Origin of the sequence: Pseudacidovorax intermedius (assembly GCF_001476815.1) — a bacterium.
Lineage (GTDB): Bacteria > Pseudomonadota > Gammaproteobacteria > Burkholderiales > Burkholderiaceae_C > Xenophilus > Xenophilus intermedius_A.
The window spans coordinates 1-14,039 of the sequence record NZ_LDSL01000032.1; the positions used below are offsets into that span (position 1 = coordinate 1).

Genomic DNA, 14,039 nt, shown 5'->3' on the forward strand with positions numbered 1-14,039 from the left:
CTGCCTGCCTGCCTGCCTGCATTCGCGGCACCGATCCGGCGTCCCGCTGCTGCGGGACTTCCCCCCTTTTCCGAAGGAGCATCCCATGCCCGCCCTGCCAATCCGCCAGTCCGTCCTGGCCCTGTCCCTGGCATGCGCCGCCACCTCCGTGCCGGCCGCAGAGTCGGCAGCGGAACCACTGGCCGCCACGGATGCGCCGGCTGGTGCATCCGCGCCCCAGGCCCGCACGGCCGCGGGTGCCGCCGTCGCCGCGCTCAACCTGGACCTGGCGCAGAGCACCGGCCGCTCTTTCGCGGTGCAATCGCAGCGCGTCCTCGGCACGACGGTGGACATCGGCGTGCCCTCGGCCACCGCCGCGGCGGGCCCCGCCTTCCCGCGGCCGAACGCGCGCTCGAGCGCCACCTTCGAGCCGGCCGCCACCACGGGCGGCCTCGGCCTGGCGAACGTGGCCTGGATGGGCCTGCAGCGCCTGGGCGGCCGCGCGGACTGATCGCGCCCTCCGCTGCTCGGCCCGTGGCCCGCATGCGCCTAACGCGCGCAGCCCCTGACGCGCCGGGCGCAAGCGGAGCCGGTGGCCGCACGCCGGTCGGCGCGACCCCGCTTCGCGAATCGGTTTCAGCGGCGTAAGCTGCCGCACGGCGGGTCCACATCCGCCGAACGGAGACGCACCATGGCCAAGCTGATCCTGAAGTCTCTCCTTGCCGTCCTCGCGCTGTCGGCCCTGGCGGTGGTGGCCGGGCGCTCCCTCTGGCCGGGCACACCAGCGCTGACCGTGCTCGCCTACGCCGCCCTGCTCGGCGTGGCGGTGCTCTTCGGGGTGATCATGTGCGCCATCGTGGGCGGCCATTGGAACCAGTTCACCCTGCGGGCCGGCGGTACCGACGCCGCCTGGATGAAATGGGGCGGCGAGCCGCCGGGTCTGACCGCCCTGCGCCAGGACCCGGCGCGCAGCACCCCCACTCAACCCTGAAGCGACACCTTGCCGCGGCCCGACTTGAGGGTGGACCGCAAGGCCTTGGACGCGAGCCGGCGCTGCCGGGACCCGAAGGTCGGCGCGGTCGCCCGCCTCGGCCGGCGCTCGGTGGCCGCCGCGGCGACGATCTCCTCCAGCCGGCTCACCGCCTCCGCCTTGTTCTGGTCCCGGCTGCGTGAGGACTGCGCCTTGATGACGATGACGCCTTCCTTGGTGATGCGCTGATCCTGCCGCTGCAGCAGCCGCGCCTTGACCGCCTCGGGCAGGGCGGAGCGGTGGATGTCGAAGCGCAGGTGGACCGCACTCGAGACCTTGTTGACGTTCTGCCCGCCCGGCCCCTGCGCGCGGACGGCGGTGAACTCGATGTCGCGGGGATCGATGGTGAAAGGCATGGGGACCGACCAGTCTAGGGGATGCGCCCTGCCGGATACGCGGGCCGGGGCATCCACGGATTCGCCGGCGCCGTGCCGGTGCATCGGCCGTCGTCTGCGCGACCGCCATCGGGGCGCCGATGCCCTATGTTCCGCCGCTGGAGACACACCGACACACCGACGGAGCCCCGCCACCATGGACATCCAGACCCCCGCCCCACCGCCCGAAGGCTGCATCAGCTGCGAAGTCGTCGACACGCACATCCTGCTCATCGGCATCAACCGCCCGGCCAAGCGCAACGGCTGGACGCCGCGCATGTTCCGAGAGCTGGCCGAGGCCTACACCCGGCTGGACGACGAGCCCGAACTGCGCGTGGGCGTGCTGCATGCCTTCGGCGACCACTTCACCGCCGGGCTCGATCTTCCGCAGGTGGTGGAGCACCTGCGCCGCGGCGAGAAGCTCGCGCCCATGGGCCTGGTCGAGCCGCACGACTTCGGCCTGCCCGGCTACCGCCGCCGCACCAAACCCATGGTCGCGGCCGTCAAGGGCATCTGCTACACGGTGGGCATCGAGCTGATGCTGGGCGCCGACATCACGGTGGCGGCGGACGACTGCCGCTTCTCGCAGATGGAGGTGCAGCGCTGCATCCTGCCCACCGGCGGCGCCACGCTGCGCATGCCCGAGCGCGCCGGCGTGGGCAATGCGCTGCTGCATCTGCTCACGGCCGACGAGTTCGACGCCGCCGAGGCCTACCGCTGCAACTTCGTGCAGAAGGTCGTGCCCGCGGCCGAGGTGCTGGACGCCGCCGTGGGTATCGCGCGCCGCATCGCCGCGCAGGCGCCGCAGGCCGTGGTCGCCACGCGCCTGAACGTGCTCAAGGCCATCGAGCTGGGCCAGGCCGCCGCCGTGGCCGACTTCGGCCCCGTGCAGCAGCGCCTGCAGACCACCGAGGACGCGGCCGAGGGCGTGCGCGCCTTCGTCGAGCGCCGGCCGGCGCGCTTCACCGGCCGCTGAGCGGCAGGGCTGCACGAATGCAAGGGCGGCCCGGGAGCCGCCCTTTTCGCGGCATGGGTTTGCACACAATTACTTTGCGCGCAATTGAATTGCGCACATAATCTAGGCCATGCCCAAGACGCCCACCACCGCCGAACTGCTCAGCCTGGACAACCAGCTGTGCTTCGCGCTGTATTCGGCGTCGCTGTCCATGACGCGGCTGTACAAGCCGCTGCTCGACGAGTTGGCGTTGACCTACCCGCAGTATCTGGTGATGCTGGCACTGTGGGAGGCCGACGGCGTCACTGTGTCGGACCTCGGCACACGGCTGTCACTCGACTCCGGCACGCTCACTCCCCTGCTCAAGCGCCTCGAAACCACAGGCTACCTCAGCCGCATGCGCGACGTGGCCGACGAGCGGCGCGTGCTGATCCGGCTGACCGCCGAAGGCCGGGCGCTGCGGGCCAGGGCCGTGCAGGTGCCGCAGTGCCTGCTGGCTGCCAGCCAGTGTTCGCTGGAGGAGCTGTCGCAGCTCACCCGGCAATTGCAGGCGCTGCGCGACCGCGTGTCCGCCGCCTGATCGTTCTTTGCCTGCTCCCTCGTTTTCCCAACCCAACCCAGGAGAAAGACCATGACCCACAAGCTCGAAAAAGTGCTCTACACCGCCGAAGCCCACACCACCGGCGGCCGCGAAGGTGCCAGCAAGACCAGCGACGGCGCCCTGGACGTGACGCTGAGCGCCCCCGGCTCCGGCAAGCCCGGCACCAACCCCGAGCAGCTGTTCGCGGCCGGCTACTCCGCCTGCTTCATCGGCGCCATGAAGGCCGTCGGCCCCAAGGTCGGCGTGAAGGTGCCCGATGACGTGAGCATCGACGCCAGCGTCTCCCTGGGCCCGATCAAGGGCGGCGCCGCCTACGGCATCGCCGCCAAGCTGGCCATCACGCTGCCGGGCCTGGACGACGAGCAGAAGAAGAAGCTGGTGGATGCGGCCCACGAGGTGTGCCCCTACTCCAACGCCACCCGCGGCAACGTCGACGTCGAGCTGTCGATCGCCTGATCGCCGCAGTCGCCTTGCGATGAAAGACGCCACCTTCGGGTGGCGTTTTTCATTTGGGCACGGGCGGCCGGGCGTCGGCATTTGCGCAAATACGGCTAAGCAGCGCCTTCGACACGCCGGCACACTCGCCGCATGAAAACAAGCCGCGCAGAGACGCGCTACAGGGAGCGGGTCGCCCGGGTGGTGGCCCATATCGTGGCGCACCCGATGGCCGAGCACCGCCTCGATGCACTGGCCGCTATGGCGCATTTCTCGCCGTGGCACTTTCACCGCATCTATGCCAGCGTCACCGGCGAAAGTGTGGCTGCCACGGTGCGGCGGCTGCGTTTGGCACAGGCGGCACGCCTGCTTCAGGACGGCACCCGCAGCGTCACCGAGGTTGCGCTCGCCACGGGCTACGACAGCCCGCAGGCCTTCTCCCGCGCCTTCAGCCAGTTCAGCGGTCAGCCGCCCAGTGCCTTCCAGCAGGCCATGCATCGGCTGGCGATGGGCGACGATGCAGGAGGGGGTTTTTCCGCAGATCCTGCGGAGCCGAAGGAAGCGCGGGCGTCGTCCAGCGCCGTGCAGATCGTGGAGCGTCCGGCCCAGCAGGTCCTGGCGCTGCGGCATCAGGGGCCCGCCGCCATGATTCCGCACACTCAGCGGCGGCTGCACCTGTTGCTGGGCGAGGCCCCCGGCACCGTCTGGCTGGGCATGGTGTGCGACGACCCGGACGACCCGCAGGCGGGACTGATCTACCACGCCGCCGCAGCGCCGGCAAAGCTCGGCCCGTCCGGCCATTCCGAACTGCAAGCGCTCACCATTCCAGCCGGCCGCTATGCCCGCCACCGGCTGGCCGGCCCCTACACGCGTATCGGCGCCGCCTTCGACGCCCTCTATGCCCGCTGGCTGCCTGCCAGCGGCTTCGAGCCGGACGACCGGCTCGCGCTGGAGCACTACCTGAATTCGCCGCGCAACGCCGCCCCGGCCGATCTGCGCACGGACCTGTTCATTCCCATCCGCACCGCCGTCGACCAATGAACCCTCTTCGCTCCGCCCTGTTCTCCTTCCTGCTTGCCCTGGTCGGCGTGAGCAGCCACGCGGCCGGCCTGGCGTTCATCAACGTGCCCGCGGGTGTCGATGGTCCTGCGTTGCAGGGCGCCGTCTGGTCGCCGTGCGCCACGCCCGCCACGGACCTGATGCTCGATCCGCTCGTGGTGAAGGGGGTGCGCGACTGCCCCGTGGCCGGCGACCGGTTGCCGCTGGTCGTGATGTCGCACGGCACGGGTGGCTCGGCGCTCGGCCACCACGACACGGCCGCCGCCCTGGCCGATGCTGGCTTCGTCGTCGCCGCCATCAACCACCCCGGGGACAACTTCCGCGACCTGAGCCGGCAGGCCCACCTGTCCGCCTTCGCCACGCGGCCAGTGGACTTGCGGCGGCTCATCAACCACATGCTGGGGCGCTGGCCGGACAATGCGTTGCTGGACCCGGAGCGCGTCGGTATCTTCGGCTTCTCACGAGGCGGCTACACCGCCCTGGCACTGATCGGTGCGCAACCGGACTGGACGCTGCGGCGCGACCTGTGCCCCACCAGTTCGAAAGTGCCGCTGTGCCAGGAAGCGGCCCGCGGCGAAGTGCCGCCGCCGCCCGTGCCGGATGCGCGCATCCGGGCCGCGGTGGTGGTCGACCCGCTGGGCGTGTTCGCCGCTCCCGGTCTGCGGAATGTGCGCGTGCCGGTGCAACTGTGGGCTTCGCAGTTCGGCGGCGATGGCGTCACGCCCGAGAGCGTGGCCGCCGTGCGCGACGGCCTGACCACACCGCCGCAATGGCACGTGGCCGAGGGCGCAGCGCACTTCGCATTCCTGGCGCCGTGTTCGGCCGCGTTCACGCGCATGGCGCCCGAGATCTGCAGGGACGGCCCCGGCTTCGATCGCACGGCCTTCCACCAGCGCTTCAACGCGGCGGTTGTCGCCTTCTTCCGCCAGCAGTTGCCTGCGCCCGCATCACGCTGAACGGCCAGGCGCTCCTCCGCCCATCAGTTCGGCGCACCGTCGGCCTCCATCAACGCCAGCAGCCGCTGCGCATGCACATGCGGCGGGCCGCGGCGCCAGATGGCGTGGGCCTCGGACTGGCCCGAGGCATCGGCCAGCGGGCGGAACACCACGCCACGCAGCCCGGCGCGCTGCATGGCCGCCGGCACCAGCCCCACGCCCAGGCCTTCGGCCACCAGCGCCAGCACGGCCAGCCAGTGGCGCACCTCGTGCCGCACCTGGGGCACGAAGCCGGCGGCCACGCACAGGTCCAGGATGCGCCCGTGGTAGTCGGGCGAAGCCTCGCGCGAGAAGAGCACCAGCGGCTGGTCGCGCAGCGCCGACAGCGCCACCTCGCGCCGGCGCGCCAGCGCATGGCCGCTGGGCAAGCAGCAGACGAAGGGCTCGCGCACCAGGAGCCGCTGCGCCAGTTCGTCGGGGATGCGGCTGGTGTGGATGAAGCCCAGGTCCAGCTGGTCGTGGTGCAGCCGCGCGGTCTGCTCGGCGGAGTTGAGTTCGGTCAGGCTGAGCCGCACCCGCGGATGCGCCGCCTGGAAGCGCCGCAGCGCCTGCGGCAGCCCGCGGTAGAGCATGGCGCCGACGAAGCCCACCCGCAGCCGGCCCGCCGAGCCCTCGGCCACGTCGCGCACCTCCTGCGCCGCCTCGGCGGCCTGCGCCAGCAGCCGGGCGGCCGAGGCCTGCAGCGCCAGGCCGGCCGGCGTGAGGCGCACGGCCTTGCTGGTGCGCTCGAAGAGGCGCGCGTCCAGGCGTGCCTCCAGCTGGCGGATGGCCACCGACAGCGGCGGCTGCGAGATGGCTAGCCGCTGCGCCGCGCGGCCGAAGTGCAGTTCCTCGGCCAGCACGGCGAAGTAGCGCAACTGCCGCAGGTCCATCGATAGCTCCTTCGAATGGAACATGTGTCAAACGATATTAGACGTGCATGGATCGGCTTCCAACAATGTGGGGAAGCCTGCTGGCAGCCGACGCATGGCAGGCACAACTCCGGAGACAAGCGCCATGCCCGAGCACCACCCGTCCGCAACCGCCGCCATTCCCGACCGCCACGGCCAGAACCTCTACACCACGGACGCCGAGCTGCAACGCCTGCTGGCGCTGTACCTGCCCGCGCCGCTGCTGGCCCACCTGCAGCCGCATCTGCACCGGCTGGGCGCCCTGGCCGGTGGCCCGCTGGACACGCTGGCCGCCACCGCCGACCAGAACCCGCCCATGCTGAGCCTGCGCAGCCGCACCGGCCAGGACGAGCAGCGCATCGTCAAGCATCCGGCCTATGTGGAGATGGAACGCCTGGCGCTGGCCGAATTCGGGCTGGGCGCCATGTCGCACCGCGAGGAGACGCTGGGCTGGCGCGGCAAGATGCCGCCCGCGGTGAAGTACGCGCTGACCTTTCTCTTCGTCCAGGCCGAGTTCGGGCTGTGCTGCCCGGTCTCGATGACCGACTCGCTCACCCGCACGCTGCGCAAATTCGGCAGCCCCGAGCTGGTGGCGCGCTTCCTGCCGCGGCTGACCTCGCTGGACTTCGACGAACTGGCCCAGGGCGCCATGTTCATGACCGAGCAGGCCGCCGGCTCCGACATCGCCGCCACCGAGACGCGTGCCTGGCAGGACGAGGCCGGACAGTGGCGCTTGTCGGGCGACAAGTGGTTCTGCTCCAACCCCGACGCCGACTTCGCCATGGTGCTGGCGCGCGCCGACGGCGCGCCCGCGGGCATGAAGGGCGTCTCGCTCTTCCTGCTGCCGCGGCGGCTGCCGAACGGCGCGCTCAACCACTACCGCATCGTGCGGCTCAAGAACAAGCTGGGCACGCGCTCCATGGCCAGCGGCGAGATCTGGCTCGATGGCGCCATCGCGCATCTGGTGGGCGAGCCCGGCCGCGGCTTCGTGCAGATGGCCGACATGGTCAACAACTCGCGCCTGTCCAACGGCGTGCGTGCCGCCGGTCTGATGCGCCGTGCGGTGGCCGAGGCCGAGTTCATCGCCCGCGAGCGCCGCGCCTTCGGCCGCACGCTGGCACAGATGCCGCTGATGCAGCGCCAGCTCGACAAGCTGCGCGTGCCGGCCGAGCAGGCCCGCACCATGGTCTTCCAGACGGCTCGCACGCTGGAGCGCTCCGACGGCGGCGATGCGCAGGCCTATGCGCTGCTGCGCATCCTCACGCCGCTCATCAAGTTCCGCGCCTGCCGCGATGCGCGCAAGGTGACCGGCGACGCCATGGAGGTGCGCGGCGGCTGCGGCTACATCGAGGAATGGAGCGATCCGCGCCTGGTGCGCGATGCGCACCTGGGCTCGATCTGGGAAGGCACCAGCAACATCGTGGCGCTGGACGTGCTGCGCGCCATCCGCCGCGAAGGCTCGCTGCCGGTGCTGCGCGCGCATGTCGAGGCATTGCTGTCCGATGCCGGCGCCTCGCTCGCGCCGGCCTTCGCGCAGGCGCTGCGCGAGGCCATGGACCGGGCCTGCGCACTGGCCGAAACGGCCGCGCAGGACGGCGGCGACGTGCTGGCGCGGCAGGCGGCCTCGGCCCTCTACCACTGCACCAGCGCCGCCGCCATGGCCTGGGAGGCGGTGCGCACCGGCTCGGCCGATCGGCTGCGCTGGGCGCAGCTGGCGCTGCTGCACCGCGTGCTGCCGCGCGACCCGCTGGCGCCCGATGCGCTGCCCACGAGTTGGCAGGCCGGCTCGACCACAGCCCTGCCGGCGACCGCCTGAGGCGCCACGCGGCCGCCCGGCTTCGCATCACGGCCGTGGGGCCGTCATCGAATCTGCCGCCGCGCAAACACCCCTGCCCAGGGGCTCGCAAGCCAGGCCTCTTTCTCGACCCTGTCCACCACAACGACCCGGAGACACCCATGCCCCAAGCCCTGCTTCGCCGCCGCCAGTTCGCACTGGCCGCCACCGCCGCCGCGTTCATGCCCTCGGCTTTGGCACAAGCGCCCTTTCCCTCCAAGCCCGTGATGCTGGTGGTGCCCTTCCCGCCCGGCGGCCCCACCGACGCCATGGCGCGCACGCTGGCCGCCGAGATGAGCACCCGCCTGGGCCAACCCATGGTGGTGGAGAACCGCGCGGGCGCCGGCGGCAACATCGGCGCAGAGTACGTGGCGCGCGCCGAGGCCGACGGCCACACGCTGATGTTCGGCACCTCGGGCCCGCTGGCCATCAACGTGAGCCTGTACCGCCGCATCGGCTACGACCCCACCAGGAGCTTCGCGCCCGTCATCCAGGTGGGGCACCTGCCCAACATCCTGGTGGTCAACCCCGCGCTGCCGGCCAGGGACGTGAAGGAACTGGTGGCCTACGCCAAGGCCAACCCCAACAAGCTCAGCTATGCCTCGTCGGGCAACGGCGCCTCCTCGCACCTGGCGGGCGTGCTGTTCAACAGCATGGCGGGCACGGAGATCCTGCACGTCCCGTACAAGGGCACCGGTCCGGCCCTCAACGACCTGCTGGGCGGGCAGGTGAGCATGACCTTCACCGACATCCTCACCGCCCTGCCCTACATCAAGGCCGGCAAGCTGCGCGCCCTGGGCGTGGCCACGGCCAGCCGCTCGCGGGCGCTGCCTGAGGTGCCGACCATCGCCGAGCAGGGCTACAAGGGTTACGACGTCAGCGTGTTCTTCGGCATCGTGGCGCCGGCCGGCACGCCGGCCGACCGCATCGCGCTGCTCAACCGGCAGTTCGCCGAGGTGCTGGCCTCGCCCAAGGTCAAGCAGTCCTTCGACGCGCAGGGCCTGGAGCCCGCGCCCGACACCTCGCCGCAGCAGCTGGCCCGCTTCATTGCGACGGAGACGGCCAAGTGGAAGGGCGTGGTCGCGCAGTCCGGCGCGCAGCTCGACTGAAGCACGGACCCTTTCCATGCACCTGCCTTCCCAACCCGGCGCGCTGGCCGGCATCCGCGTGCTCGACCTGTCGCGCATCCTCGGCGGCCCGTACTGCGGCCAGATCCTGGGCGACCACGGCGCCGACGTGCTCAAGGTGGAGCCGCCGGGCGGCGACGACACCCGCACCTGGGGCCCGCCCTTCCGCGATGGCGTGGCCTCGTACTACCACGGCCTCAACCGCAACAAGCGCATCCAGCACCTGGACCTGACGACCGCGGAAGACCGCGAGCGACTGCTGGCCCTGGTGGCCGAGGCCGACGTGCTGATCGAGAACTTCAAGACCGGCACCATGGAACGCTGGGGCATCGGCCAGGCCGAGCTGTCGCAGCGCTTCCCGCGCCTCGTGTGGTGCCGCGTCACCGGCTTCGGCAGCGACGGCCCGCTGGGCGCGCTGCCCGGCTACGACGCCGCGGTGCAGGCCATGACCGGCATCATGAGCATCAACGGCGAGGCCGACGGCGGCCCGCTGCGCGTGGGCCTGCCGGTGGTCGACATGGTCACCGGCATGAATGCCGCGCTGGGCGTGCTGATGGCCCTGCAGGAGCGCGAACGCAGTGGCCGCGGCCAGTTGGTGGAGGCGGCGCTGTACGACAGCGGCCTGGCATTGCTGCACCCGCATGCCGCCAACTGGTTCATGGACGGACGCGCGCCGAAGCGCACGGGCAACGCCCATCCCAACATCTACCCTTACGACGCGCTGCGCACCGGCACCGACCCGGTGTTCGTGGCCGTGGGCAACGACCGCCAGTTCGGCGCCTTCTGCCGCGTGATCGGCCTGCCCGACCTTTCCGCCGATGCGGACTACGCGACCGCCGGCGCCCGCTCGGCGAACCGCAATGCGCTCAAGGCGGTGCTGGAGGCGCAGATGGCCGCCCTGGACGGCCGTGCGTTGGTCGAGGACCTGATGGCCGCCGGCGTGCCCGCCGCGCCGGTGCTGGACGTGGAATCGGCGCTGCGCCACCCGCACACGGCGCACCGCGGCATGGTGGTGGAGATGGAAGGCGGCTGGCGCGGGCTGGGCTCGCCCATCAAGCTGGACCGCACGCCGGCGAGCTACCGGCACGTGCCGCTGACGCCGGGCACGGCATTCGCACCGCGGGACTGACGCTTCTCACGGCATGCCACGGCCCGGCACCGGCGCACCGCGCCGTCACGCAAGTGACGGCATTCACGCTTGCACGGTCGCGGCCTCGGCACACAGCCGCTAAGGTGCGCACTCCCCTGCCGGAGACCTGCCGCATGCCCACCACCGACTTCCTCGTCCATCCCACCGACCTCGGCCAGACGCAGCTGCGCGAGCGCGAGGACACCCCGCTCGAACCCGGCCAGATCCGGCTGGGCATCGACCGCTTCGCACTGACCGCCAACAACATCACCTATGCCGCCTTCGGCGATGCCATGGGCTACTGGCGCTTCTTTCCGACCGGCGACGAGGCCTGGCGCTTCGTGCCGGTGTGGGGCTTCGCGCGGGTGCTGCAGTCCACCCATGCGGGCGTGGCGGTGGGCGAGCGGGTGTACGGCTTCTTTCCCACCTCGTCCAAGGTGGTGCTCACGCCCCGCCGGCTGTCGCCGGAGCGCTTCACCGACATGGCCTCGCACCGGGCCGAGCTGCCGGCGGTCTACAACCAGTACTTCCGCTGTGCCAGCGATCCGCTCTACACCGCCGACACCGAGGACATCCAGGCCCTGCTGCGGCCGCTGTTCATCACCTCCTGGCTGATCGACGACTTCCTGGGCGACAACGCCTTCTTCGGCGCGGCCGAGGGCGGCCGGGCCACGGTGCTGCTCTCCAGCGCGTCGAGCAAGACCGCCTATGGCACCGCCTTCCAGCTCGCGCAGCGGCCCGACGTGCGCGTGGTCGGCCTCACGTCCGACGGCAACCGCGCCTTTTGCGAAAGCCTTGGCTGCTACGACGAGGTGATGGCCTACGGCGAACTGGACCGCATCGCCGCCGACACGCCCTGCGTCTACGTGGACTTCGCCGGCAACGGCGAACTGCGCCGGGCCATCCACGAGCGCTTCGGCCAGCTGCGCTACAGCATGGTCATCGGCAACACGCACGTGGACCAGCGCGCGCCCGAGGGCGCGGCCAAGACGCTGCCCGGCCCGCGCGCCACCTTCTTCTTCGCGCCGACACAGATCAGGAAGCGCACCGGCGAATGGGGCGCCGAGGCCTTCGGCCAGAAGCTGGCGCAGGGCTGGCAGGCCTTCACCGCCCGCGCCATGCGGGCCGATGCGCCGTGGCTGCAGGTCGCGCAGCACCGCGGCGGCTCGGCGCTGCAGGCGCTGTGGCCCACGGTGATGCACGGCCGCGGCGATCCGCGCGCGGCGCACGTGGTGTCGCTGGCGGCCTGATCCTCGGCGCGGCGGGACGCAGGTCCCGGACCGCGTGGCACGGGGGCGCGGCGCGGCCGACCTTGGTACGGGCAAGGCATTGCCGAAGCGCTGACCCGCACCCCGACGCCGACAATGGCCCGATGCCCGACACCCCGACCACGGCCCATCCTTATGAATCCCTCACGCCGGACGCCGTGCTCGACGCCCTGGCCAGCGTTGGCCTGTACGGCGACGGCCGGCTGCTGACGCTCAATTCCTACGAGAACCGCGTCTACCAGGTGGGCCTGGAAGACCGGTCCAACGTGGTCGTCAAGTTCTACCGGCCCGGCCGCTGGCGCGATGCGCAGATCCAGGAGGAGCACGACTTCGCCACCGAGCTGGCCGCGGCCGACATTCCCGTGGTCGCGCCGCTGGCGCTGGAAGGCCGCACCCTGCACCACCACGGCGGCTTCGCCTTTGCCGTCAGCCCCTCGCGCGGCGGGCGCGCGCCCGAGCTCGACGACTTCGAGGTGCTCGAATGGGTGGGCCGCTTCCTGGCGCGCATCCATGCCGTGGGCCGCGACAAGCCTTTCGCCGAGCGGCCCGCGCTGGACCTGGCCAGCTTCGGCACCGCCTCGCGCGACTGGCTGCTGGCGCACGACATGGTGCCGCTGGACGTGCAGAAGGCATGGGAAGCCGCCTGCAACGAGGCGCTGGCCATGATCGCCGCCACTGCGCTCGACACGACCAAGCCCGCCGGCGACCTGCGCTGGCTGCGCGTGCACGGCGACTGCCACCCCGGCAACATCCTCTGGACGCCCACCGACCGCCCCGGCGGCGGCCCGCACTTCGTGGACCTGGACGACGCCCGCACCGGCCTGGCCGTGCAGGACCTGTGGATGCTGCTCTCCGGCGACCGCGCGCAGCGCACGGCGCAGCTGTCGGGCCTGCTCGACGGCTACGAGCAGATGCGCGAATTCGACCGCCGCGAGCTGGCGCTGATCGAGCCGCTGCGCACCCTGCGCCTGCTGCACTACAGCGCCTGGCTGGCGCGGCGCTGGCAGGACCCGATCTTCCCGATCAACTTCCCGTGGTTCGGCAGCAGCGACTACTGGAAGGGCCAGATCCAGATGCTGCAGGACCAGTGCGAGGCGATGGCCGAGGAGCCCTTGTATGCCTGAGCCCTCGCCCGCTCACGACGGTGCTGCCATCGCTCCCAGCCGCTGCCCCTTGTGCGGCCAGCCCAACGCCTGCGGCGCCGAAGCGGCGCGCTGCAGCGGCGAGCCCTGCACCGACTGCTGGTGCATGACGACGGCGGTGCCGGCCGCCCTGCGCGCGCAGGTGCCGGCGCAAGCGCAGGGGCTCGCCTGCATTTGCCGGGACTGCATTGACAAAGTCACTGCCGTGGGTGCCCAGCTCTAGGAGGCTCTTCACCAACCGTTGCGCCGCGGGCTGAAAAGGTTTGAAGGTTTGGTGCGGTGGAGACTGCGCCGGGTGGGTCGGTCCAGTCAGCGATGGCGCCGGGGCGGGGTCGACAAAGGCGCCAAAGTCGCCGGTTTCGCGCTTCGCGTGGCTGTCGCGCCGCTGCCGAGCGCACCTCGGCCATCGACGCATGCCTGACCATCCACAAACTGCTCAGCAAACAGCACCTTCAACTGTGCCGTGTTCTCAGCCAAGCCGTAGTAGCGCACCTTACATGAACGAACTGGTGCTTGCTCACCCGAAATGGGTGTTCGACTTTGGCTAGCACGCCTGCATTCAGCCGCTCGATCTTTTAGTTCAGTGCATCTACCGCGTTGGTTGTGGGTTCAAGCGCTCGGCGCAGTCCTGCACAGGGCAACCTCCCAGTCCATCGTGTCGAGGCGCTTGCGCTTGGTTGACAACGGCAGGCCCAGGTTCGTCTTCTTCACAGCCTCATGCTCGGCCTTCAGTTCACCGCGGGCAAGGACATAAGAAGTCCGCCCTGAACAATTCCCCCGTTCTCAGCCGCAAGCAGCGCGGTTGTTGAGCGAATGGGCGATCAGCGCGGCGATGACGTCTTGCATGAACAGCGCTATGCGGGAGCAATAAAGCCGCAGCGCGGCCAGGATCAGGCGCAGGTTGTGCCCGGCGCCGCACATCACCGCGTGCAGCGCGTCGCCCAGCGCGCCCTTGAGCGGGTTGCGAGCGAGGCGACCGTCCATCTTCATGTGCCCGATGGTCGGCTCGATGGCGCTGCGCCGTTTGATCATGGCCTGCAGCGTCCGAGTGATCCCGCGCTTCTGGCCTGCCATCAGGATGCGGACCCCTTCGAGCTTCACGCCCTTGTAGCCCCTGTCCACGATGGCCGTCGCCGGCGGCCTGTCCGTCCCGGTGAGGATGCCCACCTGCTCCAGCGTCTCGGCCAGCGTGTGACCGTCCTACGGATTGCCCGGCATCGA

Annotated in this window: 15 protein-coding genes and 2 pseudogenes; 13 read left to right on the forward strand and 4 right to left on the reverse strand. The window is 71.0% G+C overall.

The window, feature by feature from the left end; genetic code table 11:
* Positions 1–85: 85 nt before the first annotated feature.
* Together NS331_RS04575 and NS331_RS04580 are read left to right on the forward strand one after the other, a co-directional pair.
* Positions 86–490, forward strand: coding sequence for a hypothetical protein (locus NS331_RS04575; protein ID WP_058640832.1), 405 nt, complete (start codon positions 86–88; stop codon positions 488–490).
* A 180-nt stretch (positions 491–670) separates the two neighbouring features.
* Positions 671–970, forward strand: a complete 300-nt coding sequence (locus tag NS331_RS04580) for a hypothetical protein (protein ID WP_058640833.1) — start codon at positions 671–673, stop codon at positions 968–970.
* Here NS331_RS04580 and arfB read toward each other — a convergent pair.
* On the reverse strand, positions 961–1,365 hold the full coding sequence (arfB, locus tag NS331_RS04585) for an alternative ribosome rescue aminoacyl-tRNA hydrolase ArfB (protein ID WP_058640834.1): 405 nt from the start codon (positions 1,363–1,365) through the stop codon (positions 961–963). The genes NS331_RS04580 and arfB overlap by 10 nt on opposite strands.
* Positions 1,366–1,540: 175 nt before the next feature.
* Between arfB and NS331_RS04590 the strand changes: the two genes are divergently transcribed.
* The 5 genes from NS331_RS04590 (at position 1,541) to NS331_RS04610 (ending at position 5,389) form a co-directional block, all read left to right on the forward strand.
* On the forward strand, positions 1,541–2,359 hold the full coding sequence (locus tag NS331_RS04590; protein ID WP_058640835.1) for a crotonase/enoyl-CoA hydratase family protein: 819 nt from the start codon (positions 1,541–1,543) through the stop codon (positions 2,357–2,359).
* A gap of 109 nt (positions 2,360–2,468) precedes the next feature.
* Positions 2,469–2,918: a MarR family winged helix-turn-helix transcriptional regulator gene (locus NS331_RS04595; protein ID WP_058640836.1), complete on the forward strand. Its 450-nt coding sequence runs from the start codon at positions 2,469–2,471 to the stop codon at positions 2,916–2,918.
* Between the two features lie 51 nt (positions 2,919–2,969).
* A complete protein-coding gene (locus NS331_RS04600; RefSeq protein ID WP_058640837.1) occupies positions 2,970–3,395 on the forward strand; it encodes an organic hydroperoxide resistance protein in 426 nt (141 codons plus the stop codon).
* A gap of 132 nt (positions 3,396–3,527) precedes the next feature.
* The gene (locus tag NS331_RS04605) at positions 3,528–4,415 is read left to right on the forward strand and encodes an AraC family transcriptional regulator (RefSeq protein ID WP_058640838.1); all 888 of its coding nucleotides are present in this window, start codon (positions 3,528–3,530) and stop codon (positions 4,413–4,415) included.
* Positions 4,412–5,389 carry an alpha/beta hydrolase family protein gene (locus tag NS331_RS04610; protein WP_058640839.1) on the forward strand — a complete coding sequence of 326 codons (978 nt, stop codon included), beginning with the start codon at positions 4,412–4,414 and terminating at the stop codon, positions 5,387–5,389. The genes NS331_RS04605 and NS331_RS04610 overlap by 4 nt, the downstream gene beginning before the upstream one ends.
* 23 nt (positions 5,390–5,412) lie before the next feature.
* On the opposite strand, the gene NS331_RS04615 is transcribed toward NS331_RS04610, so the two are convergent.
* Positions 5,413–6,300: a LysR family transcriptional regulator gene (locus NS331_RS04615; protein WP_058640840.1), complete on the reverse strand. Its 888-nt coding sequence runs from the start codon at positions 6,298–6,300 to the stop codon at positions 5,413–5,415.
* A gap of 124 nt (positions 6,301–6,424) precedes the next feature.
* On the opposite strand from NS331_RS04615, the gene NS331_RS04620 reads away from it, so the two are divergent.
* The 6 genes from NS331_RS04620 (at position 6,425) to NS331_RS25380 (ending at position 13,041) form a co-directional block, all read left to right on the forward strand.
* Positions 6,425–8,134 (forward strand): acyl-CoA dehydrogenase family protein, encoded by a 1,710-nt coding sequence (locus NS331_RS04620; RefSeq protein ID WP_242873650.1) that lies wholly within the window; start codon positions 6,425–6,427, stop codon positions 8,132–8,134.
* 140 nt (positions 8,135–8,274) lie between these two features.
* Complete coding sequence (locus tag NS331_RS04625) at positions 8,275–9,261, forward strand: Bug family tripartite tricarboxylate transporter substrate binding protein (protein WP_058640842.1); 987 nt, start codon at positions 8,275–8,277, stop codon at positions 9,259–9,261.
* A 16-nt stretch (positions 9,262–9,277) separates the two neighbouring features.
* Positions 9,278–10,408 (forward strand): CaiB/BaiF CoA transferase family protein, encoded by a 1,131-nt coding sequence (locus NS331_RS04630; RefSeq protein ID WP_058640843.1) that lies wholly within the window; start codon positions 9,278–9,280, stop codon positions 10,406–10,408.
* Positions 10,409–10,542: 134 nt separating this feature from the next.
* Complete coding sequence (locus NS331_RS04635) at positions 10,543–11,658, forward strand: DUF2855 family protein (RefSeq protein ID WP_058640844.1); 1,116 nt, start codon at positions 10,543–10,545, stop codon at positions 11,656–11,658.
* 122 nt (positions 11,659–11,780) lie between these two features.
* Positions 11,781–12,800: a serine/threonine protein kinase gene (locus NS331_RS04640; RefSeq protein WP_058640845.1), complete on the forward strand. Its 1,020-nt coding sequence runs from the start codon at positions 11,781–11,783 to the stop codon at positions 12,798–12,800.
* Entirely contained in the window at positions 12,793–13,041 is a 249-nt protein-coding gene (locus NS331_RS25380) for a cysteine-rich CWC family protein (protein WP_082702255.1), read from the forward strand. Before NS331_RS04640 ends, NS331_RS25380 begins: the two co-directional genes overlap by 8 nt.
* Before the next feature lie 193 nt (positions 13,042–13,234).
* Here NS331_RS25380 and NS331_RS27085 read toward each other — a convergent pair.
* Positions 13,235–13,393: pseudogene (locus NS331_RS27085) on the reverse strand (IS5/IS1182 family transposase); the annotation flags it as partial.
* Between the two features lie 208 nt (positions 13,394–13,601).
* Positions 13,602–14,039: pseudogene (locus NS331_RS04650) on the reverse strand (IS5/IS1182 family transposase); the annotation flags it as partial.